This is a genomic window from Solihabitans fulvus (assembly GCF_008386585.1).
In the GTDB taxonomy this organism is placed as follows: Bacteria; Actinomycetota; Actinomycetes; order Mycobacteriales; family Pseudonocardiaceae; genus Solihabitans; species Solihabitans fulvus.
The window spans coordinates 29,846-52,014 of sequence record NZ_VUOB01000012.1 but is presented as its reverse complement, the minus strand read 5'-3'; the positions used below and the strand labels follow the sequence as shown (position 1 = coordinate 52,014).

Here is a 22,169-nt window from a genome sequence, read left to right as displayed (position 1 = left end):
CGAAGTCGCGGGCTGGGTGTCGGGCTCAGCGAAACGGGCGGTCGAACGCCTCGCAGGAACGGATGGAGGCCCAGCAGCCGGCGTCCAGACCCGTGACGGTCACCCGCAGGTAGCGGGCGACGCCGGTGCACGGCAGGGTGTGCACCTGGCTGGTGTCGGTGTTGTTGACGCGGTCGACCAGGGTGGACCAGGCACCGCCGTCGACCGAGCCATCCACCCGGTAGCGGTAGGTCCTGTTCGGGAACTCCCAGGCGATTCTGATCCCGGTCAACGCGGTGGGCCCGCCAAGGTCGACGCGCAGCCAGTGGCCGGTATTGCCGTCGGCGGCGCACCAACGGGTCGCGGTGTCTCCGTCGGTGGCCTGCCCCGCCAGGTTGCCGTGCGAGGACTCCTCGCTGTCCGAGGTGGTCAGCTTGCGCCGGGCCACGTCGGTGGCCACCACCGGCCGGTCCAGCACCAACGCCAGTACGGTGTCCTGCGGGTGCGCGGAGCGGTCGATGCCGGTGATGGTCACGGTCGCGTCGGAGTTGGTGGTGTGGTTCAGGTCCTGCTTGCTGTGCACGTCGTAGACCCGCTGCACGCGCGCGTCGCCGATGGCGGGTGTGGTGAACGCGCCGGCCGGCTGACCGGCCAGCAGGTGCACGTAGCAGGTGGCGTCCCGGTAGGTGTAGCCGACTCGGCCGTCGACCGGCTGCCACGGCCCGCCGCGGGTGCCGTAGATCGACTCGCCGACATCGGACAGGAACGCGCCGACGCGGCGCAGCACGTCCGCCGAGTCCTGCGGCACGAGGCCGTGCCGGTCGGGGCCGACGTTGATGAGCGTGGTCATGTTGCGCACGACGCTGTTGACCACCACGGCGAGGATGTCGTCGTAGCTCATCACCGACGCGCCCGCCTGATAGCCCCAGGCGCCCCGGATGGTGAACGCCTTCTCCACCGCGCCGGCGCGCACCGGCCCGGTCGGCACCGAGCCGCCCTCCTCGACCTGGTAGTCCCCCAGCCATCCCGCGCGGGGCGTGACCACGATGTCAGGCTGGTGCGCGCGAACCATGCCCATCAGGCCCAACGGCCGGCCGGAGGTCGACTCCGTCTCGCCGTAGCCGCCGACCGGCCACCGGTTGCCCTGGTCGCGATACTGGCCGGGCTCCCAGAAGAACGCGCCGTCCGCGTCGCTGCCGGACTCGGCCAGCCAACCGCCGTCCCACCACAGGTCGTCGATCGGCCCGTAGTCGGTGACCAGTTGCTTGACGGCCTGGTAGACCTCCTCCTTCATCATCCGCGCGTTGGCGACGTAGTCGAAGGTCGCCGGGTCGGCGCCCTCCAGGTTCCACGGCGGGTTCGTCAGCGGCGCCCCGGAAACGTTGTAGTAGCCGGGATAGCGCCAGTTGATCGGCGAGTAGTACAGCCCCACCTTCAGGCCGGCGGCCCGCACCGCGCTGACGTAGCTGGCGACGAAGTCGCGGTTCAACGGCGACTGAGCACTGGTCCAGGCGTTGGGGTGGGCGTTGGGGTAGAGGCCGAATCCCTCGTGGTGCCGGGTGGTCAGCACGACGTACTTCGCGCCCATGTCCTTGGCCAGCCCGGTCCACGAGGTCGGGTCGAACTGGTCGGCGGTGAACTGCTGTTGGGTCGCGTCGGTGAGGAAGTGCCGGTACGCGCTCGGCTTGACCTGCGCCTGCCGCATGTACCACTCGCCTTGGGCGGGGCCGGCGTAGACGCCCCAGTGGATGAACATGCCTATCTTGGCGTCCTGCAACCAGCCGACCTTCGCGTCCGGCTGCTGCGGCAGACCCTTGTCGATCTGCGGCACCCGTAGCGGGGGCAGCGGAACGCCGGTGGCGGCGGTTGTGGTGGTGGTGGTGGCGGCTGCTTCGGCGGAACTGGCCAGCACGCCGGCGGGCAGCGCGGACAGGGCTCCGGCGGCGGCCGCGCCAGCGAGGAAGTGGCGGCGGGGGAAGGACTCTGCGGCGGACATGACTGTCGGCCTCCAGGGGCGGCGGGAGGGGGACCAACTGGACCTGCGGAGCATTCGGTGACCGGTCCGGACCGGTCACGCCGGCCGGAACACCGAGGAGAGGTCGGGTAGACATCGGAGCCGTTGCGGGACGTTACAGCGATCTCCGTCACACCGTCAAGGGTGATCCTGTTTGGTCTAGCCACATATAGTGTATTTTTGTTCGACTCTGTGCAGAGATCGCACCATCTTGAGTGAGACTCGCGCAAGACGCCGACACAGGTCCAGATCCGGCCACCGAGCCGAGGAACCACCGACCGAGGTCGGCCCGAGCCACCTCAAGCACACCTCCGACCTTTGGCCTCGCCAGCTCGAACTTTCCGACGGCGCAAGGAGCAGCGGGTCGCACCTGCCGCCCGGGTGCGCCCCGCCGTGTCGCCGGCACTGCCGGCCGTCGTCAACACTGACCGGCGGTCAGGTCCGGCAGCCGCGACAGCACGACGTCGCCGGACGCGTTGACGCCGTCGTGCTCCCATTCGTTGGTGACCCACGCGCGGGCCGCGCCGAGCTGCCGGAGGGTCTCCAGGGACAGGTCGGCATCCACGCACATGTCGTCGTGGTGGACCGCCGCAGCGAGCGCTGGAGGACGTTGAGCACAGCGGGACCAGGAGCGGTCGGTTACGCGACCCCATATGGCCGTTGGGTCAACGGCGTTCATGATCCGCTCCTGACTCACCCTGTCGATCTCCATACAGTCCACAGTGGATGATCGTCTCAAGCTTGACAGAAACGCACGAAAGAGCCCGCCGACCCGGACGTTCATTCAGACTCAGCGGGCTGATTCAGACCGTCGGGACGACAGGATTCGAACCTGCGACCCCTTGACTCCTAGTCAAGTCGCATGATCGGCAGTGGCGGGTGCGGCACGTTGCCGCCCGCGTGCCGGAACGGCGTGATGGCGGTGCCGATCGCCAGCGCTTCGACCAGGTGGTCACGCTGCTCGTTCCGCCCTCGAACGCATCGGAGCTCGTCGACCCGCAGGTTCATGGTGCGCACCACCACGCCCCCGCCGCCCAACCCTACGCAGTCGGCGCGGAGCCGGTCGCGGGCGAGCCGACGCGCGGCGTGCACCAGCGAGGTGTAGCCGTCCATCTCGACGTTCCGCCAGGACCTCGCCTGGGCCTGGGTGCGGTAGTCGTCGTGCCGGATCACCACGCCGAGGCCGAGCACCAGCCCACACGGCACCCAGCCAGAGGACATCAGCTTCGCGAAGTCCTGGCCGGTCAGGTCCGACAGGAACGGCTGCGGCGGGCGCACGCCACCGTCCGCCCGGACCGCGGTGCCGATCGCGCGAAACTCCAGCACGTCCTCGGACCGCTCCGAGCCGTCCCCGAACGACCCTGTGGTGAGCCGCACCGCGATCACGCCGTCGCCGCCGAGCCCGGCGCACTCCTGCCGCATCCGCTCCACCGCGCGGACGCGCGCCTCGTAGAAAGCCTGTCGGATGCTGCCGGCCTCGACCGGGCTGTCGCGGTAGCCGCAGTCCCACTGCCCGAAGTAGCCGGTCTGGTAGACGGAGCTGCCCAGCACCTGACCGACCGGCGAGAAGCCGACCGACCGGATGGCGTGGTGCTCGGCGACGGTGAGGTTGGACGTGAACGCCTGGTCCGCGCGCATCGTCGCGAGCCGCCGCTGGGCGCGGAGCGGCAGCCTGCCGGCGGCCAGCTCCTGGATGCTGGCCCGCTCGAACTGCTCCGGGGTCCGGTCGTCTGAGGACGTCATGGCAGCTCCGGCGAGGCCAACCGCCTCAACACCTGCGACGCGGCCGCGTTGGCCTGCGCGTACCGCGCGAGCGCTGTGGCGAGTTCGAGGGACCAGACGTCCATGCCGACCGTCTCGGTGCGCAGCACCACTCCCCCGGACTCGTGCCGGATCCGACTCGTCACCGGCTGCCCGACGGCCGTCCGGTTCAGCGTGAACCGGCGGTCGCCCAACAGGATCGTCACGCCGAGCACCGGGGCGTCGTCGCGAACCCTGCCGAACAGGCCGGACTTCCGGTCGACCGACACCAGCTCGGCCGGCAGGCTCGCAGACAACGTGTTGATGAGGAAACCCGCGTACAGGGACAGGTCGTCGCTGTCCCGGCGCAGGCTCGCGGCGAGCACCTCGAGGTCCCAGCCAGACACCTGCTCCCCCTTCCGCTCGGAGCCGATGCCTCGATCATCCTCGCGTCGGGTGCCGCGGCGCAGAGGAATCGCGTCCGCGATCCCGTTGGGAGCACTCAGCCACCGACGGCCAGGTCGACCAGCCACCGCCCGTCGTCGCCTAGGACGACGCGGCGAGCCAGGCGAAGGCGTTCCACGCCGACGGGTTGATCCTGCTTTCCGACCAGCAGGATCCGCCGCGCGGTGATCGCCACCTCGACCTCGGTCGCCGAGGGGCGGTTGGTCACCTGCGCCTGGATCTCGTCGCACCGCCCGGACCGTTGCTGGGCCCGCAGCTCACGGTAGGCCTGCTCGTCCAGAACGCCCGCCCGGTCGGCGGCCTTGGCCGGCTCGGTCTCGAGGTAGCGAGCCCAGTTCGGTGTCCCGTTCGGATCCTCCTGCCAGTCGTAGAAACAGAACTGGCTCATCCAGGCCCGCGCCACGCGGACGGGGTCGGCGAAATCCGTCGGATCCGGCGCAGTTGGCTTCCGAGGGATCGTGCTGGGAATGGGCTCTGCCGCCGTTGATGGCGGCGGGCCTGGCGGCACCGTCGCCGTCGCCGACGCTCGCGGGTCGCCGGAGGGCGACGCCGATGGCGAAGCCGGGGTCGGGCGCGGCGTCGCCGAGGTCGTGGTGACCACGACGATCTCCCCCTGGCGCCCGGCCCCCGGCTCCCGGGCGCACCCCGTGAGCGCCCAGTTCGAGACGGCGAACGTGATCAGGACAGCGCACAGCACAACTCCTTCGCGCATTTCCGGAACTCCTTCACCGCCGGCACCGACACCGTGTTCGCCGCAATCGGCGAAACCCGCGCGAGACCCCCGCTGACGAGGCGTTTCCGCGCTGGGCGTGCGGTCGGTGCTGCCTGGTCCGAATTGGTAGGCGATGAAGATATGCCGGGCAGAATCGCCTGGCCATACCCAGAATTAGGTATTGGCGGGAGGCGGTCGGCGCCATACCCAGTTCTGGGTATCAGTCGCGCTGCTGCTGCTCGCGCCTGATCACCCAGTTCATGATCTCCGAGCGGCGATGGAATTCGAGTTTGTGCATGATGTTCTTGACCTGGGTGTCCACGGTGTACCGGGAGATGTTCAGCTCCGCCGCGATCTGCCCGCTGGTCTTGCTCTGCGCGACGAGTTCCGCGATGCGGTGCTGGGTCGGCGTGAGCAGGTCGTGCCCTTCGCTCCGGTCGCCGCCGGACCGCGCGCGCTTGGCCGTCGCGAGAATGTCCTCCCGCCGCCACTGGTCCCGGCCCTCGACGTAGCACGCGTCGAACCGGTTCTCCCGCAACGCCTTGCGGGTCGGCTCCTCCGCGCTCCGCCTGGCCTGCTCGAACGGCGCCAGCGCGGACAGTGTGACCCCGCCGCGCTGCTGGAGTCGGTCGGTGGCGCCCAGCAGGCCGGCCGCCGCCTCGTGTCGGCCACGGCGTGCGTTGGCGCAGGCCAGGCCGACCAGGCACCAGGCGGGACCCCAGATGTCCCCTGCGGGGGCCATCTCGGCGAACCCGACGCCGAACAGCTCCGCCGCGCGGGCCGCGTCGCCGTGCCGGACCTCGGCCCACCCCTGCACGACGCGCGCCCACGGCATCGACCAACTGCCCTGCAACGCTTCGCTGACCTGCGCGCACTCCTGCGCCGCCGCCGAGGCAACGGTCTTCGAGCCGAGCAGCACCGACGCCAGCGCCCACAGCAGCGTGGCCAGCCATCGGTCGCTCGGGCACCCCACGTCGTGGGTGTCGCGGGCCCTGCGCAACATGGCGATCGACGCCGAGGAGCCCTCCGCCATCAGGGCGTACGCGCCATCGACGTATCCGAGGACCCTGGCGACCGCGTGCCGGTCGAGGGTGGCGGCATGCCCGGCCGCGTCCCCGTCCGCGTCCTCGGGCAGGAGCGCGGCTGCGGCGTGGCACCGACGCAACAACTCCCCCGCGGCTGTCGGATTGCCCCGGCACAGGCCGATCCACACGTCGTAGGACATCGCGATCACCTTGGCCGGGCTCGGCGTCGCCGGGTGAATCGCGAGCGCACGCCGCGTCCAGTCCTCGCTCTCGCCGAGCAGGCCGAGGGAGAACCAGTAGCCCAACCGGACCAGGTGGATGTTCAGTTCCAGCGCGCGAACGGGCTGCGCGGTCGCCACGTAGTGGCCGAGGACCCCGCGCAGCTGCGGTTCGAGGTCGGCCAGTTGGTCGAGGTCGCCGGGACCGCGGGAATAGAGCACCGCGCGGATCACCAGGGCGTGGTAGTACTCGGCGTGCCGCGCCCGCAGCGCCGCCGCCTCCGCCGGGTCGAGCAGCTCCGCGCCGAACTGGCGGATGATCTCCAGCAGGTGGAAGAGCCGCCGTCGGCGCTCCGTCTCCGCCTTCAGGATCGACTGCCGTTCCAGGCTGCTCAGCAGGTCGGGCACCGCCTCGGCGGGCAGCGCGTCATCGGCGACGACGTGCTCCGCCGCCGCGCTGTCGAAGCGCCCTGGGAACACGCTCAACCGACCCAACAGCAGCCGTTCGGCGTCGCCGCACCCCGCGTAGCTCCCGCCGATCGCCTCGCGCAGCGTCTCCTGCTGACCGCCGGTGACACCGGCGAAGGCGGTCAGGCTGCTCAACAGTTCAAGCAGGTGGTCCCGCTGCGCCAGGATCTCGCTGACGCTCATCGAGGGCAGCCTGGCCGCCGCCAGCTCGATCGCCAGCGGGATCCCGTCGAGCACGACACACAGCTCGGTCGCGTCCGGCATGTCCTCCGCCGGGATCTCGACGCCGACCTCGCCTGCCCGATCGACCAGCAGCCGCAGGGACTCGGACATCCCGGGTCCCTGTGATGAATCGTCGGTCCGGGCCGGATCGTCGGTCCGGGCCGGATCGGCGAGGCTTAGCGAGGGCACCTCCAGTTCCTTCCCGCCGGGGACGTTGAGCCGCACGCGGCTGGTGGCCACGATCCGCATCGCGCCGGTCCCCGGGTGCAGCAGCAGTTCCAGCAGCAGCGGCCGCACCCCCGCCAACAGGTGCCCGCAGTTGTCCAGGATCAGCAGGATTCGCCGGCCGGCCAGGTGCTCCAGCAGGGTCGCCACGGTCGGCGCGCTCGTCGTGTCGCGCACCCCGAGCGCGGCGGCGACGGCACCGGTGACGAGGTCGCTCTCGCGCAGCGAGGCCAGCTCGACGAGCCGCACGCCGTCGGGGAAGCTCGGTTCGAGGTCCCGGCCCAGCTTCAGGGCTAGCCGTGTCTTGCCGATCCCCGCGCCGCCGAGCAGCGTGAGCAGCCGCTTGTCGCGCAGCCAGTCCGTGGCCTGACGGAGCGTGTTCTCCCGGCCGATGAACCCGGTCAGGTCCTCCGGCAGGTTGCTCGTCGCGGTCACGGCCGCGGTCCTGCAACAATGCACAGTGCAGTAAAGTCACCGAGCGTCACGGCTCCAGTGTGAATCATCACCGGGCCGGCCGGTGGCCAGTAGCGTCGCGATACACCCGATCAGCTCATTCGACACTACGCCAACCGCGCATCGGGGCGGGGGCTACCGCCGCTCGGGGCCAACTGGCCGTCTCCTGGTGTGAACCGTCAGGGACTCAACAATCCCCAGTACGCGGCCCACGGCACGAGCACCACACCCGCGACGACCAGCAGTGCCGGCCGAACCCGGCCCGGTTCGGCACTCCCAAGCTGGGCACTCCCCGGCTGGGCACGCCCGCGGCGCCGCCACAACGCGATGGCCGTGCCGACGGTCGACCCGATGGCGACCAGCACGAGAAGCTGTAGCAGGAGCCACAGCACCGTCCGGCCGCCCAGCACCGGACCGGCCGAGAGCGTGCCGTTGACGAGCACGAACACCACGGCGAAACCGACCGTCACCGCCAGGCCCGCCGCGGACAGCAGCCGCGCCGGCCATCGCACCGACGGCTGCCCGCGCCGACCACGCAGCCGTCGGACCAGCGCCACCACCGGATAGCCGCCGAAGACCACGAGGAACAGCGCCAACGCGGCCAACTGCACGGGGACCGACTCGTACCAGGCCAGCGGCGGTAACTCGACCGTGCGGCTGTCCTGGTGCGGCAGGTCGGCCACGCTGGGCTGCGGCAGGCCGCTCGCGAGGTCGCCGACCCACGCGCCGACCGCGTCGACGTAGCCGGGCACGAGTTCGTCGGTGCGGACGAAGCCGTCCGGCGACCGGTGCAGATTGTGCCGTCCCTCGGCAAAGAACCGCATCGTGTAGTGCGTGTTGCCGCCGCGCTCCAGCGCCTGCCGGATGATCGGCGGGCTCTCCTCCGGCGGCGTCAGCACGTCCCGCCCGCCCCACAGCGCCAGCACGGGCTGGTGCACGCGTTCCAGCACCGGCACCGGGTCGTAGTTGGCCTCGGGGAACAGCCCGGCGCCCGCCGCGAACCGGACGCCGGTGTAGGACATCGCCCGCACCACCGAATCCGACGCGCCGCTGTGCCGCAGGTAGTTCGCGAGCTCCCAGCCCTGTTGCCTCGCGGGTGCGAAACCGTTGGCGCCCACCAACACCAGGAACCCGACGTCCGCCGATCGCGACGCGGCCAGCGGGGCCACCCAGCCGCCCTCGCTGAACCCCCACAATCCGATCCGTGTCGGTTCCACGTCGGCCCTGGCCTGCAGGGTCCGCAACCCGGCGAGCGCGTCGTCGGCGAGCACCGAGAAGTCGCGGTGCGTGGTGGAGTACCCGACCGTGCGCTTGTCGTAGCTCAGCACCACCATGCCCGCGTGGGCGAACGCCGCCGCCTCGTGCAGATAGTCCGTTCTCGGCCCTGGACCGGAACCGCCGACCAGCACCAGGCCCGGTCTCCGTTGACCCTGGGCCGCCGGCTCGGCGGTGATCGTGCCGTGCAGAGTCAGGTCGCCGTCGGTGAAGCTCACCTCCTCGGTGGTGAGGCCGCCTGCCGCCTGGCGGAGTGGCTCCGCCGACGCGGCCGAGGGCGCAGCGGAAGCCAGCAGCGCCACGGCGACCGCGAGGACAGGGGCTAGGGACTTGATCATGCCGCAATCATTGTCTGTCCACATGCGACTGAACAAGCGGCTTGAGTCAAGATCAACCCTGGCTGCCGGAAGATCAACCCTGGGGTTGATGTCAACCCCAGGGTTGAGGTTCCGGCGGCGGACCGCCGACACGTCACAGCCTGGGGTCCACCGGTTCCGACTCCAGTGCCAGCACGGCGAACACGGCCTCGTGGATCCGCCAGAGCGGCTCACCAGCGGCGAAGCGCGCCAGCGACTCCAGACCGAGGGCGTACTCGCGCAGCGCGAGCGAGCGCTTCCTGCCGAGGTTGCGCTGCCGCAGTCGGGACAGGTGCGCGGGCTCGGTGTAGTCGGGCCCGTAGATGATCCGCAGGTACTCCCGGCCACGGCACTTCACGCCCGGCTGCACGACGCCGTGCCGGCCGCGCGCGAACCCGGCGAACGGCTTGACCACCATGCCCTCGCCGCCGGCATCGGTCAGGTCCGTCCACCACGCCGTGCCCGCCGCCACCGACGCCTCGTCCCGCACGTCGACCACCACGCGTGTGGTGGCGCGGATCAGGTCCTGGTCGGCGGCCACCAACCGGTCGAGCAGGGCCAACTGCCAGCCGTGGTCACGCGCGGCATAGGACGCGCCCTCCCCCGCCAGGAGCTGGAACGGCGCGAGCCGCACCCCGTCGAGGTCGTCGACCGGCCAGCAGTACCGCCCGTAGGCCGCGGTGAACTCCTCGGCGTGCACCGCGCGGTTCCGCTGGCGCGCAACCAACTCGGCCACGTCGACACCGCGGTCGGCGGCCCGCTCCAGCACCGAGACGGCCGCCGGCAGCACCGCGCGCGCCGCCGCGCCGACCGGGGCGTACTGGCGGCGCAGCAGTTCCCCTGCCTTGACCGACCACGGCAGCAGTTCCGCGTCGAGCACCAGCCAGTCGGTGGCCAGCTCCGCCCACAGCCCGGCCCGGTCGACGGCGCGGCGCACCCGGTCGAGCAGCCGCTCGGTCCGCGCCGGATCGTCGAAGAAGGACCGCCCGGTGCGGGTGTAGACCGCGCCGGTGGTGTCGTCGGCGACGCCGAACCGCCGCCTGGCCACCTCGTTGTCCCGGCACAGCACCACGACGGCCCGCGAGCCCATGTGCTTCTCCTCGCACACGACCTCGGACACGCCGTCGGCGCGGTAGGCGGCGAACGCCTCGGCTGGATGCTCCAGGAACCCCTCCGCGCTCGCCGTCGCGCACGGCGCCATCGTCGGCGGTAGGTACACCAGCCAGTGCGGGTCGATCGCGAACCGGCTCATCACCTCGAGCGCGCCTGCCGCGTTCTCCTCCCGAACCTTGACCCTGCCCAGAATCCCGGTCTCCACAGTCCTGCTGCCGAGCACGTCCTCGATCCGCAGCAGGTCCGCCTTCCTGTGCTGGGCAAGGGACTCCGGTGGGGCCAGTGGGCGGACCGGCTCGTAGTGCACCCGCTCAGCCGGAACCGACACCAGTTCCCGTTCCGGCCAGCGCAGCGCGGTGAGCGTGCCGCCGAACACGCAACCCGTGTCGAGGCAGATCGTGTTGTTCACCCAGGCGGTCTCGCTGACCGGCGTGTGGCCGTACACCACGCTCGCCGCGCCCCGGTACTCGTTGGCCCAAGGGTGCCGCACGGGCAGGCCGTACTCGTCGGTCTCGCCGGTGGTCTCGCCGTAGAGGCAGAACGACCGCACCCGGCCGGAGGCCCTGCCGTGGTATTCCTCCTTCAGTCCGGCGTGCGCGACCACCAGCCGCCCGCCGTCGAGCCGGTAGTGGCTGACCAACCCGTACATGAAGTCCCGCGCCGCGGCCCGGAACTCCTCGGGTTCGCCGGCCAGCTGCGCGAGGGACTCGGCGAGGCCGTGCGACACGGTGACCTGCCGGCCGTCCAGCGCCCTGATCAGCTTGTTCTCGTGGTTGCCCGACACGCACAGCGCGGTGCCGGCCGCGACCATGCCCATCACCAGCCGCAGCACGCCGGGCGTGTCCGGTCCTCGGTCGACCAGGTCGCCGACGAACACCGCGGTCCGGCCGAGCGGGTGACGCGCGCCGACCGCCCGGCCGTCGGCGTCGCGGTCGAGCAGATAGCCGAGACTGGCCAACAGGGTTTCCAGCTCGGAGCGGCAGCCGTGCACGTCGCCGATGATGTCGAACGGGCCGGTCAGCTCGCGCCTGTCGTTGTAGGCCTTCTCGAACACGATCTCGGCCGAGTCGACATCGTCCACAGTAGACAGCACGTGCACCTTGCGGAAGCCCTCCTTCTGGAGGTGGCGCAGCGACCGCCGCAACGCGTCCCGCTGCCGCGCCAACACCTGCGCGGGCAGGCCGCGGTGGGCGGAGTTCCTGCCGGCACAGACGTTCTCGGGCAGGTCGAGCACGATGGCGACCGGCAGCACGTCGTGTGCCTTCGCCAGTGCGATCAGCTTGGCCCGGTCCTCGCGCTGCAGGTGTGTGGCGTCGACCACGGTCAGCCTGCCGGCCGTCAGTCGCTTGCCGGCCACGTAATACAGCGCGTCGAACGCGTCCGCCGTGGCCGACTGGTCGTTCTCGTCGTCGGACACCATGGCGCGAAACGCGTCCGAGGACAGCACCTGTGTCGCGGCGAAGTGCCTGCTGGCGAAGGTGGACTTGCCCGAGCCGGACACGCCGACGAGCGCGACCAGGCTCAGTTCGGGAACGGCGAGCTTCATCGGGTCACCGCGCTTTCCCTGCTGAACACCGCGAGCTGGGTCGGCGCGCCGACCTCGGGGTCGACCGGGCCGACCGGCTCGATCCGCGCCGCGTAGCCGTGCGCGGCGCAGACCTGCTCGGCCCAGTCGGCGAACTCCGTCCTGGTCCACTCGAACCTGTGGTCCGGGTGCCGGGTCGCGCCCGATGGCAGGGTCGGCCAGCGCACGTTGTACTCCACGTTGGGGGTGGTCACGATGACGGTGCGCGGACGCGCCGCGCCGAACACCGCCGAGGCGAGATCGGGCAGGCGAGGCGGGTCCACGTGCTCAACGACCTCGGACAGCACGACCGCGTCGTACCCCGTCAGCCGAGAGTCGGCGTAGGTCGCCGAGCCGTGCAGCAGCGTGATCCGGTCGCGCTGCCGTTCGGGCAGTTGCTCCAGCCGCAGCCGCGATGCCGCAACCGCCAACGTCCTTGGGGCCGCGTCCACGCCGACGATCTCGGTGACGAACTGGTCTGTCAGCAGGGCGCGCAGCAGGTTTCCCTCGCCACAGCCGAGATCGACCACACGGCGGGCGTCGCAGGCGCGCAGTTCGGCGAGGATGGCCGCGCGGCGCTGGTCGGCCAGCGAGGGCAGCCGGTCGTCGGCCGCGTCGTGCCCGGCCGAGGCGGACTCCGGCGCTTCGGCAGGACGGTCGTCCAGTTCGGTGAGGCGGGACAACGCCTCCTCCGCGAACCGGCGCTGGTGCGCGAGGTAACGCGTGGTGATCAACTCACGGTCGGGGTGCGCGCCGAGCCAGTCGCCACCCGCCCTGATCAACTTGTCGACCTCGTCCACGGACACCCAGTAGTGCTTCGCGTCGTCCAGCACCGGCAACAGCACGTACAGCTGGGTGAGCGCGTCGGCCAGCCGCAGCGTGCCGGCCAGCCGCAGGTCCAAGTAGTGGCTGTCGCCCCAGTCGGGAAAGGCGGGGTCGAGCGGGATCGGTCGGGCCGTCACGGACCAGCCGAGCGGCCCGAACAGCCGCTCGGCGAGCGGCGACCCGCCCCGGCAGGGCAGCACCGGCAGGTGGATCTCCAGCGGGATCGGCGTCGCGGCGAGTTCCTGGCGCGCCTCGCAGCGGCCCTTCAGCGCCGAGCCGAACACCTTGCCGAGCGCGACCGCGAGCAGCGAGGACGCGACGTAGGGACGGTCGTTCACGTACTGGCCCAACGAGAATCCCTCCGCCGCCGAGCCGCGCCGGCCGCGCACCAGCTCGATCGGGTCGACCTCGAGCAGCAGCGCCGCCGTGCACCTGTCCTCGGCGGCCTCCGGGTACACCACGTGCGCGACACCGGTGGTCACGTCGAACCGCTGCGCGCGGTCGGGATGCTTGTGCAGCAGGTAGCCGAGGTCGGTCGCGGGGCGGTGGGTCGTCGTGACGGTCAGCAACACCGGAGCAGTATCACCCGTCCGGACCAGCTGGCACGAATCGATTAGGGCACCTCACCCGATGGCCGCACCGCGTCGAACAGCCGTCGGGCCAGGCGCCCATAGGGACACGGCCTAGTCAGAGCTCTGGCGGGGGCGCGCCCTGACGTGCATGCGTTCGCCCTGCGGGCCGAACAGGCTGAGGAACTCCACCGCGCGCGAGTCCGCGCTGCCGAACCAGTGCGGCACCCTGGTGTCGAACTCCGCGACCTCGCCCGACTTCAGCACCACGTCGTGTTCGCCGAGCACCAGCCGCAGCCTGCCGCTGAGCACGTACAGCCACTCGTAGCCCTCGTGCGTCCTGGGCTCCGGTTCACTGCGCTTGCCACCGGCCGCGATGAGGTGCTTGAACGCCTGCGGGCCGCCGGGTTGCCGGGTCAGCGGGATGATCGTCTGGTCGCCCCTGGTGAACGGCTGCGGGTGCACGCGCGGGTCGCCGGTCGGTGGGGCGCCGACGAGCTCGTCCAGCGGGACCCGATGCGCCTTTGCCAGCGGCAGCAACAGTTCCAGGGTCGGCCGGCGGCCGCCGGACTCCAGCCGGGACAGCGTGCTCACCGAGATGCCGGTGGCCGAGGACAGCGCCGCCAGCGTCGCGCCGCGCTGCTGTCGCAGGGCGCGGAGCCTGGGGCCGACCCCGTCGAGCACCGTGGCCAGGTCGTCGGACATGCGCCCATTGCAGAACCGGCAACGCGGTTTGTCAATTCGGCGCCGGACTCCCGCCGGCGCTCGCGAGGTACTCCCTGGCCAGTCGTTTGGGCGCGCGGGCCAACCACGCGTCGACGATCAGCTCGTCGAGCACCGCGGCCTCGATCCGGTCGAGGCGCACCAGGACCGCCGGATAGCCGTCGAAGTGCGGTGTAGTGAAGAAGACGTCGGGGTCGTCGGCGATCAGCGCGTCCTTCACGCCGAGGTCGGCGACCCTGGCGGCGAGGATCGGCCCGTCGGGCGCCCGGTCGCCGAGCGCGTCGAGGTCCGACCGGCGCAGCGGTCGTTCCCACACGAACAGCGTGTCCTTGACGCGCCACTGGGCGTCACCGCTGGTCGCCCGCTCGGTCGACGCCGGCAGCGCGAGGGCGATCCGACGCACATCGGTCCAGGTGGCCACGGTATCGACTCTAGGCGGCCGAGGCGTCAGACGCGCAGTTGTGCGGCGACTATCGTTGCGCGGACGCCGTTGGAACGATCGATCTCGAGGGAAGCATGCGTGTGACGGTGCCGCACGAGTGGCCGCACTCGGTCGACGAGGCTGCGGCCATCCAAGAACGGCTGCGCCCGCTGGTGCGCGCCGCCGATCTCGGCACGGGCCCGATCCGCACCGTCGCCGGGCTGGACGTGTCCTATGCCGAGGGCTCCGACCGGCTGGCCGCCGCCGTGGTCGTGCTGGACGCGGACACGCTCGCCGTGGTGGAGCAGGTCGTCGCGTTCGGCGAAGCCGTTTTCCCCTACGTGCCAGGGTTGTTCGCCTTCCGGGAGCTGCCGCCGCTGGTCGAGGCACTGGAGATGCTGACGACCCTGCCCGACCTGGTGGTGTGCGACGGCCAGGGTGTCGCACACCCGCGCCGCTTCGGGCTCGCCTGCCATGTCGGGGTGGTGACCGGGCTGCCGAGCATCGGGATCGGCAAGACGGCCATGAACCCGTTCGAGGCGCCGGGGCAGGAGCGCGGGGCGAGCAGTCCGTTGGTGGACAACGGCGAGGAGGTCGGCCGGGTGCTGCGCACCCAGGACGGGATCAGGCCGGTGTTCGTGTCCGTCGGCCACGGCCTCGACTTGGCCGAGGCGTGCGCGTGGACGCTTCGGCTCAGCCCGCGCTACCGACTCGCCGAGCCGATCCGGCTGGCCGACCACCTCGGCCGGCAGGCCTTACGCGCGCCGACGTCCTGAATCGCCGAGGAACACGGTTACACGAGAGTTGGACAGGGAGTTCACGTTGGGGTTTCCGGGGTTCGTGCCCGGCTGGGTGTGGTTGGTCGCGGCCGGCGTCGGCGCCGTCGTGTCGTGGTCCCTCGGCAGGCGAGGTGCGAGGCGGCGGCCGGCGGCCCCGGTTCAGCGGTCCGGAAAGCTGCGCGAGCTGACCGAATCGGGCCAGTGGGCGGAGGCCGAGACCCTGGCCAGGGGCATCATCTCGACTCTGACCATGACGCGCGGCCCCGAGCACTCCGAGACGCTTCTGTTCCGTGTGTTCGCGGCGGCCGCGGCATTCGAGGCTGGCAGGCTGGTCGAGGCCGAACGCGAACTCGAGACGGTGCTCGCCGACTGCGTGACCGGCCTCACCGAGCGGGATACCGCGACGATCTCGGCACGCGTCGCCATGACCGGTGTGCTGACCACCATGGGGTGCCACGCGGTGGCGGACCGGCACGCGGAACTGGTGCTGCAACACAGCGATCCCGCGTCGACCGCGCAGCAGGGGCTCGCCTGCGCGGCCCGGCAGCTGCGCGCGCACATCCGCGCCGAGCTCGGCGACACGGGTGCGGCGGAAGCCCAGTTGCGCGCACTGATCGACGAGTGCACCGAGCGATCGGGCGCGCTGGCCTCGTTCACGTTGCGGTCCCGCTGTTCGCTCGCCGGTCTGCTCGTCGACAGCGGCCGGGCCGAGGAGGCGATCGCGATCCTGACCGAGATCGCCGGGCACACCGGGTCCAGCCACTCCTTGAGGATGTCCGTTCACCGCAGGCTCGGCGACGCCTTCGTCGAGGCCGGCAGGCCGGCCGAGGCCGAACGGGAGTTCCAGGCGGTGCTGGCTGCCGACACGACACGAGTGCGCCTGCTCGGCTGTCGGTTCGGGCTAGCCAGGGTCGCGGCGGGACGCGGGCTATTGGAAGAGGCCACACGTCGGCACGAGGAGGTGCTGGCGCAATACCGCGACCTCCTCGGCGAGGACCATCGGCACACCCTGCGGAGCAGGTTCGAGCTGGCGGACCTGCTTGCGCGTCAGGGCAGAGCTGCCGAGTCCGTTGCCGCACACCGGGCCGTGCTGTACGCGCGGACCCGGGTGCTCGGCGCCGAGCACCCCGACACGGCCCGCAGTCGCGCCGCGCTCGCCGAGGCGGAACGCGCGGCGACCGACTGACCCGGCCGGACCGCTCCGCGTCCCCGCCCGACGGCCGGACGGCGGTCGGGCGGAGACACGTGGTGCTCAGCGTCGGTCGCCGGTCAACCAGGGTGCGGTCATCGCGGTGAGCAGGCTGTGCTGCGGGTCGTCGGCGCCGACCTCCCACATCATCATGCCGGCGAGGCGGCGGTCCTTGGCGAACAGCGAACGGTCCAGGATCGAGCGTGGATTCTCGTAGCTGACCCACGTCATGGTCCTCGGGTTCCACAGGTAGGGCGACCGGACGACGGGGTCCCAGCCCTGCTGGACGTCGGGGTTGCCGGCCCACTGCGGGCCGACCAACACCTTGTAGTCGAGGAAGTCCATCGACGTGAACGGCTGGTACAGCCCGCCGTTGTCCGCCGAGGTGACGGTGAAGGACCTCCCGTAGAACGGCACACCGAGGACGATCTTGTTCGCGGGCACGCCGTGTGCCTCCATGTAGTCGACCGCGCCGACGTTGTTGTTGTACCGGTCGTTGGGGTCGCCTGGGCGCTTGACCAACGGGTCGTTGAAGCAGGAGACCTTGGAGTAGCCGGTGCACAGGTCATACGTCATCAGGTTGAACCTGTCCACCAGTCTGCCGACGGTCCGCAGGTCGTAGCTGTGCGCCGCGTCGTAGGGCGCGCCGGCCTTTCCGGTGCCGTCGTCCTGGATCCGGCCTGCCGGGATGTCGATGGACAGCGTGGCGGACTTCGACGACAGGCCTGCGGCGTGCGCGTGTCGTTCCAGTTGCGTGCGGAACTCACCGAGCAGCAGGTTCAGGTTCTCCCGGTCGGCCGGGGACGAGCCGATGCTCGGCAGGCCACCGGACACCGGGAACTCCCAGTCGATGTCGAAGCCGTCGACCAGGCCCTTGGGGAACGCGCTCATCCACCGGTCCACGCACGAGGAGACGAACGTCCTGCGGCTGTCGGCGGTCGCGGCGTCCGCGCTGAAACCCGCCGCGCCCCAACCGCCGATCGAGACGAGCACGGTGAGGCCGGGGTGGGCGCGCTTCACCGCTTCGAGGCTGGCGACGTCACCGCGCTGCCGCGCGTCGGGTTCGCTGCACCGCCCGCCGTCAGGGGACGCGAAGAAGTAGCTGATCGAGTTGATCATCTCCCACGGCAGCTGGTCGGCCTTGGGCGAACCGCCCCAGAACGCCTCCAGCACCGGTTGGCGGGCCGACGCGACGTCGGCTGCCGAGTCGTTGGCTGCGGAATCGTTGGCGTCGTTGGGGTCCGCGCCGGCACTCGCCGGGAGCAGCGCCAGCGCCAGGGCGATCGCGACACCCGCCGCTGACGTTGTTCTCGTGCGACACCACTTGAGTCTCATGGGCAGGGCACCTTTCTGGAGCGACAGGTCTCTACTTGGCGGCGACTGTCACCGGTCTCGTGGCGACGGAATGGCCGAGCCGACCAGGTCCGCCTGCGCCGCGGCGACACCGGCCTGGAACCGGCTGTCGGCGGCCAGGTCCTGCATGATGGCCGAGATGTGCCGGCGCAGCGTGCGCTCGGACATGCCGACCCTGCGCGCGATCACCTCGTCCTTGAGACCGGACGCGAGCAGGTCGAGGATGGTGGACTTCACCTCGTCCAGCGCGCCGCTGTAGCCGGCCTCGCTCGGGTCGAAGCCCATCGCGGACTGCCAGACGCGGTCGAAGATCCTGGACAGGAAGTGCGCGATCACCGGCTCGTACACGACGGCGACGGTCGGGTCGTTCCCGTCGCCGACGCCGGCCGGGATGAAGGCCACGTCGCGGCCGAAGACGATGAAGCTGTCGAAGATCTCGTTGGAGGTGCGCACCTCGCCGCCGGCGAACGTCACGTCCCGCAGGTAGGAGCGGGTCACGGTGTCGGCGCGGCCGGCGTGCGGGTACAGCACCCGCGCGCGGGCACCGCGCTGGAGCGCGTCGAGCAGGAGCGGGCGCGCGTACCTGGCCTCCTGTGCCTCCTGCGCGATGCACGGCTGCACCATCAGCACCTCCGAGGTGCAGCGGTGCGCCGCCTCGACCAGCCGCAGCTCGGTTTCCCTCGCGTGCGTGGAGAGCACGATCGTCTCCTGCCTCGGCTTGGCGTGCTGCGTCCGGTTGAACGCGTCCACAAAGGACATCAGCTGGCGTCGGCCAGCGGCCAGCTGGCTGCGGTTGTCGTGGATGGCCCTTTCGAGCGGGAGCAGGAGTTCCACCTGCGCCGCCTCGGGGCTCACGGCGAGGATCTCCTCGCCGTTCCCGGTGGCATCCTTGACCAGTCTGAGGCCGCGCAACAGGTCCAACGCGCGCCTGACGTCGATCCTCGACGCGCGCAGGTCGACGGCGATCGCCGACAGCGCGCTGCCGGGGCGGGCCAGGATCCTTTCGTAGACCAGGATGACGAACTCGTCCACCTCGGCGGAGAACGGCGGCGGCTCCTCCAGAAATGCGGCCCCGTCCCGCACCCCACCGACCCCGCGTAACTCGTCCAGCTCGTTCTGCATCGCGACCCCCATGACCTGTCCTTCCCCTCGACTACGGCCGATCAGTTCACCCGGCGCAGCCTTCTTATGGCCGGCACCGCCAGCAGCAGGCCGGTGCAGACGAGGCCGAGGACCGTCGCCAGGATCATCAGCGGCCGTTCGCCGTCGATCGCGGCGAGCGGGCCGGCCAGGGTGCGGCCGAGCACCAGCGCCACCAGGGAACCCGAGACGTCGTAGGCGTAAACCCGGTTCAGCAGGTCCGCCGGGATCTGGGTCTGCACGGTCGTGGACCACAGCACGCCCCAGTAGGCGAGGCCGATGCCGGCCAGGCACCAGCCGAGCACGAGCAGCAGCACCGGCGGCTTGAGCGCCGGGGTGATCGGGTACAGCGCGAACAGCGCCCAGCCGATCGCGCCGGAGGCCAACGGCCGCAACGGCCTGGCCCGCATGGCCCACGCGCCGCCGAGCACTCCCCCTGCGCCGAAGGCCGCCATGCCGATCCCCAGCGTGGTCGAGCCGTAGTCGCCGACGACGAGTTGAGCGCCGACGGGCAGCGACACGCCTGCCACGAAGCAGCCGTAGACGAGATGGATCGCGATGACGCCCCACAGCCAGCTGCGGGCCGCGAACTCCCGCCAGCCCTCCACCAGCTGGCGCCAGAACGACTCGCCGGCAACGGCTTCGGCCACGGGAGCGAGGCGCAGCGCCAGCAGGCACACCGCGCTGATCCCGTAGGTCCCCGCGTAGATCGCGAAGACGGTGGCCGGGCCGGATGCGCTGACCAGTACGCCCGCGACGGCCGGCCCGAGGACGCCTGCCGCGGCCTCGGCGATGCGCAGCACCCCGTTGGCGCGCTGCACGTCCCCGGCGACCTGCGGCACCATGCTCGCCACGCCTGGCTGGAACAACGCGGTGGCGACGCCGCTGAGGAACTGGAGGACGATGATCTCCGCGAGCGACGGCGCGCCCGTGGCGAACGCCACCGCCATCGCGCTCTGCACGACGAGCCGGACAACATCGGCCAGCACCATCATCCGGCGCGGCGAGAAGCGGTCGGCGAGGACTCCGCCGAACAGCATGCAGAGCGCGAGCGCGGCCATCCACGCGCCGAGCGCGTAGCCGACGCCGCCGACACCGTAGCCCGCGGCCAGCACGCCGACGGAGAGGGCGACGGGCAGCATGGCGTCGCCGAGCAGGGAGGCGGTGCGCGCGCCGAGGTAGAGGCGGAAGTTGTTCGACCACAGGGAACTTCCGGCCGGCTCGCGCGGGGACCGTTCGCCCGCCGCGGTTTCGGTGTCGTGGGTCATGTGTCCGCACCGCCCCTGCCGTCGATCTCGGCGAGGACCGGCAGGGCGGCCCACGCGTCGGGATCCGCCGGGTCGCCCGGCGCGCCGTCACAGCTGACGTAGGTGTGCGGGGCCAGCGCGGTGACCCTGCCCCACAGCACGTCCAGGCACCGGCGGTGCAGCTGCGCCGCGGCGACCGGGCCGGCGACGTAGCAGACCAGCCTGGTGCCGAGCTGCTCGTCCGGCACGGCCGCCACCAGGTGCGGCTGGTCGCCGAGCACGCCGGCGACCAGGTCGCGCACGGCGTCCAGCTCGATCCAGCACGAGTCGGCCAGGAACCAGCCTGCGCCCCGGTCGACCTGCGCCAGCGTGGTGAGCGACGGCAGCTCCTTGAGCGGCAGGTCGCCGTCGGCGGCGACCCGCAGCAGGCGAAGCAGGGCGCGGCCGAACTCGGCGACCTCGTCGCGGGACAGCACCTGCGGGTCGACCCACAGCGTCAACTCGACCTCGTCGTCCAGCCGGTACAGGCAGGTGACGAAGCGGCAGGGGATGTTCTCGGCCGGCTGCCAGGTGAGGCTCGCGCCGGGCTCGGTGTCGTTGGCCACCAGCTCGTTGGCTCCTGGCACCCACACCGCGGGCAGGCGGGTGCGGGCGGACCGTTCCGGCGCGGCCACGGCGGTGCCGGCGAACGCGCTCATGTCGTTGAACACCAGATCCCGCGCGAAGGCGATGCCGCGTTCGTCGCTGACCCCGTTGATCACCCGCCAGATCGCCATCGGGTCGAACCAGCTGTGCCGGTAGGCGGGCACTCCCGCCGAGCGGACGGCGCGGACCAGGTCGTCGAAGGTGTCGGGAACGGGCACGGCGAGCAGCGCGTCCTGGGCGAGGGAGCCGAAGAAGTCGCGGAGTTGGCGCAGCACGCGGTTGCCGGACAACGACGTGGTGACGCACGTTTCGTGGCCGGTTCGGTGCGCGACCAACGCCTTCACGGCGGCGAGCACGATCGTGGAACCGCTCGCGCCGGTCCGTTCGGCGATGGCGGCGAGGTGCGCGGGCGCGGCCGTCGACCGGACGCTCAGGCCGGGGTGCAGCCAGTCGGTTTTGGGTGGGTTGTCCTTGGCCGACAGGGTGAACATGGCCTGCGGCACCCTGCGCAGCTGCGTTGCCCAGTACCGCTCGGCGGCCTGCCCGAGCCGTTGGATGGCGGGCGTCCGCTCCAGTTCGACGACGTCGAGGGGTTGCAGCGCGGTCGACGGGGGCAGCTCGTCGCCGGCCGCGAGCGCGGTCCACTCGCGCAGCAGCAGTTCGCAGCTGGCCACGTCCATGGCCACGTGGCTGACCACCCAGACGAGGTGACGCGGCGCGCCGCCCGCCGTCACGATCGCGACGCGCAACGGCAGCTCGCTCTCCAGGTCGAAGCGCGTGGCGCGGTAGCGGCGGGCGGTGCTTTCCGCCGTGTCGAGCGGGTCGTCGGCCGCCTCGATCACCTCGATCGGCAGCGCGCCGTCGGCCGCGACCTGTTGCGTCACCACGGTTTCGAGGCGGTAGGTGGTGCGCAGCGACTCGTGCCGTTCGAGCAGCGCGCCGACGAGGCCGACGACCCGGTCCAGCGACGCCTCCGGCGTTCTGAACACCATTGCCAGGTTGAGGTGCGTCGGATCGTCGTCGACGGTGATGGCGCGCAGGATATTCGCGTGCCCGAAGGCAAGCCGACCCGTTCGCTGTTGTTGTCCGGTGAAGGGTGCGATGAGTTGTGGCATGTTCTCACCTCAGGTGTGTTGGCGAGCTCCCAGGAATGCCGGGTGGCGCGGCCGCCAGCGATTTTCCGCCGTCCGCGTCCGACGTGACGTGGCAGGCAGGGTCGATTGCGTTCGAGGACGACGAATGGGCACAGCGCACTCATCGGCGCAGCCGAACCACGGCTCACGTACGCGGATTCAGCCCGTCGTGCGCTTGACCCTGCCGAAGACCCCAGAGCGTCTGCATTGGCCGAGACACAATGTCAGTCGTACTGGACCAGACCACTTATCAAAGAATATTGTGACGCAGATCACAGTGATGATTTTTCGAGGGTCCACTGTCGGTCGACTGACC

17 protein-coding genes are annotated in these 22,169 nt (G+C 71.1%); 2 read left to right on the top strand and 15 right to left on the bottom strand.

What is annotated here, in order from left to right; translation table 11 throughout:
* Positions 1 to 25: 25 nt before the first annotated feature.
* The 11 genes from F0L68_RS08250 to F0L68_RS08200 all read right to left on the bottom strand — a co-directional run bounded on the left by F0L68_RS08250 (position 26) and on the right by F0L68_RS08200 (position 14,367).
* The gene (locus F0L68_RS08250; RefSeq protein ID WP_149848882.1) at positions 26 to 1,975 is read right to left on the bottom strand and encodes an alpha-L-fucosidase; all 1,950 of its coding nucleotides are present in this window, start codon (positions 1,973 to 1,975) and stop codon (positions 26 to 28) included.
* Positions 1,976 to 2,411: 436 nt separating this feature from the next.
* Positions 2,412 to 2,564 carry a hypothetical protein gene (locus F0L68_RS08245; RefSeq protein WP_223198596.1) on the bottom strand — a complete coding sequence of 51 codons (153 nt, stop codon included), beginning with the start codon at positions 2,562 to 2,564 and terminating at the stop codon, positions 2,412 to 2,414.
* Between the two features lie 278 nt (positions 2,565 to 2,842).
* A complete protein-coding gene (locus F0L68_RS08240) occupies positions 2,843 to 3,736 on the bottom strand; it encodes a heavy metal-binding domain-containing protein (protein ID WP_149848881.1) in 894 nt (297 codons plus the stop codon).
* Positions 3,733 to 4,140: a hypothetical protein gene (locus F0L68_RS08235; protein WP_149848880.1), complete on the bottom strand. Its 408-nt coding sequence runs from the start codon at positions 4,138 to 4,140 to the stop codon at positions 3,733 to 3,735. The genes F0L68_RS08240 and F0L68_RS08235 overlap by 4 nt, the downstream gene beginning before the upstream one ends.
* A 95-nt stretch (positions 4,141 to 4,235) precedes the next feature.
* Complete coding sequence (locus F0L68_RS08230) at positions 4,236 to 4,910, bottom strand: hypothetical protein (protein WP_149848879.1); 675 nt, start codon at positions 4,908 to 4,910, stop codon at positions 4,236 to 4,238.
* A gap of 220 nt (positions 4,911 to 5,130) precedes the next feature.
* Complete coding sequence (locus tag F0L68_RS08225) at positions 5,131 to 7,503, bottom strand: LuxR C-terminal-related transcriptional regulator (protein ID WP_149848878.1); 2,373 nt, start codon at positions 7,501 to 7,503, stop codon at positions 5,131 to 5,133.
* A 197-nt stretch (positions 7,504 to 7,700) separates the two neighbouring features.
* Positions 7,701 to 9,134, bottom strand: coding sequence for an alpha/beta hydrolase family protein (locus tag F0L68_RS08220; protein ID WP_149848877.1), 1,434 nt, complete (start codon positions 9,132 to 9,134; stop codon positions 7,701 to 7,703).
* A 133-nt stretch (positions 9,135 to 9,267) separates the two neighbouring features.
* On the bottom strand, positions 9,268 to 11,811 hold the full coding sequence (locus tag F0L68_RS08215) for a polynucleotide kinase-phosphatase (RefSeq protein ID WP_149848876.1): 2,544 nt from the start codon (positions 11,809 to 11,811) through the stop codon (positions 9,268 to 9,270).
* Entirely contained in the window at positions 11,808 to 13,226 is a 1,419-nt protein-coding gene (locus F0L68_RS08210) for a 3' terminal RNA ribose 2'-O-methyltransferase Hen1 (protein ID WP_149848875.1), read from the bottom strand. The genes F0L68_RS08215 and F0L68_RS08210 overlap by 4 nt, the downstream gene beginning before the upstream one ends.
* 111 nt (positions 13,227 to 13,337) lie before the next feature.
* Positions 13,338 to 13,928 (bottom strand): helix-turn-helix domain-containing protein, encoded by a 591-nt coding sequence (locus F0L68_RS08205; RefSeq protein ID WP_149848874.1) that lies wholly within the window; start codon positions 13,926 to 13,928, stop codon positions 13,338 to 13,340.
* A gap of 31 nt (positions 13,929 to 13,959) precedes the next feature.
* The gene (locus tag F0L68_RS08200) at positions 13,960 to 14,367 is read right to left on the bottom strand and encodes an MmcQ/YjbR family DNA-binding protein (protein WP_149848873.1); all 408 of its coding nucleotides are present in this window, start codon (positions 14,365 to 14,367) and stop codon (positions 13,960 to 13,962) included.
* A gap of 95 nt (positions 14,368 to 14,462) precedes the next feature.
* Here F0L68_RS08200 and F0L68_RS08195 point away from each other — a divergent pair, with 95 nt between their 5' ends.
* Together F0L68_RS08195 and F0L68_RS08190 are read left to right on the top strand one after the other, a co-directional pair.
* Positions 14,463 to 15,143 carry an endonuclease V gene (locus tag F0L68_RS08195; RefSeq protein ID WP_149848872.1) on the top strand — a complete coding sequence of 227 codons (681 nt, stop codon included), beginning with the start codon at positions 14,463 to 14,465 and terminating at the stop codon, positions 15,141 to 15,143.
* A gap of 46 nt (positions 15,144 to 15,189) precedes the next feature.
* Positions 15,190 to 16,332 (top strand): tetratricopeptide repeat protein, encoded by a 1,143-nt coding sequence (locus F0L68_RS08190; RefSeq protein WP_149848871.1) that lies wholly within the window; start codon positions 15,190 to 15,192, stop codon positions 16,330 to 16,332.
* A gap of 66 nt (positions 16,333 to 16,398) precedes the next feature.
* Here F0L68_RS08190 and F0L68_RS08185 read toward each other — a convergent pair whose 3' ends face one another.
* Genes F0L68_RS08185 through F0L68_RS08170 form a run of 4 tightly spaced genes read right to left on the bottom strand, consistent with a single transcriptional unit; the run spans position 16,399 to position 21,835 of the window.
* The gene (locus tag F0L68_RS08185; RefSeq protein WP_149848870.1) at positions 16,399 to 17,670 is read right to left on the bottom strand and encodes a glycoside hydrolase family 18 protein; all 1,272 of its coding nucleotides are present in this window, start codon (positions 17,668 to 17,670) and stop codon (positions 16,399 to 16,401) included.
* A 48-nt stretch (positions 17,671 to 17,718) separates the two neighbouring features.
* Positions 17,719 to 18,822: a LuxR C-terminal-related transcriptional regulator gene (locus tag F0L68_RS08180; protein WP_223198595.1), complete on the bottom strand. Its 1,104-nt coding sequence runs from the start codon at positions 18,820 to 18,822 to the stop codon at positions 17,719 to 17,721.
* A 29-nt stretch (positions 18,823 to 18,851) separates the two neighbouring features.
* Positions 18,852 to 20,096, bottom strand: a complete 1,245-nt coding sequence (locus F0L68_RS08175) for an MFS transporter (RefSeq protein WP_149848869.1) — start codon at positions 20,094 to 20,096, stop codon at positions 18,852 to 18,854.
* Entirely contained in the window at positions 20,093 to 21,835 is a 1,743-nt protein-coding gene (locus F0L68_RS08170) for a condensation domain-containing protein (RefSeq protein ID WP_149848868.1), read from the bottom strand. Before F0L68_RS08170 ends, F0L68_RS08175 begins: the two co-directional genes overlap by 4 nt.
* Between the last annotated feature and the right edge of the window lie 334 nt (positions 21,836 to 22,169).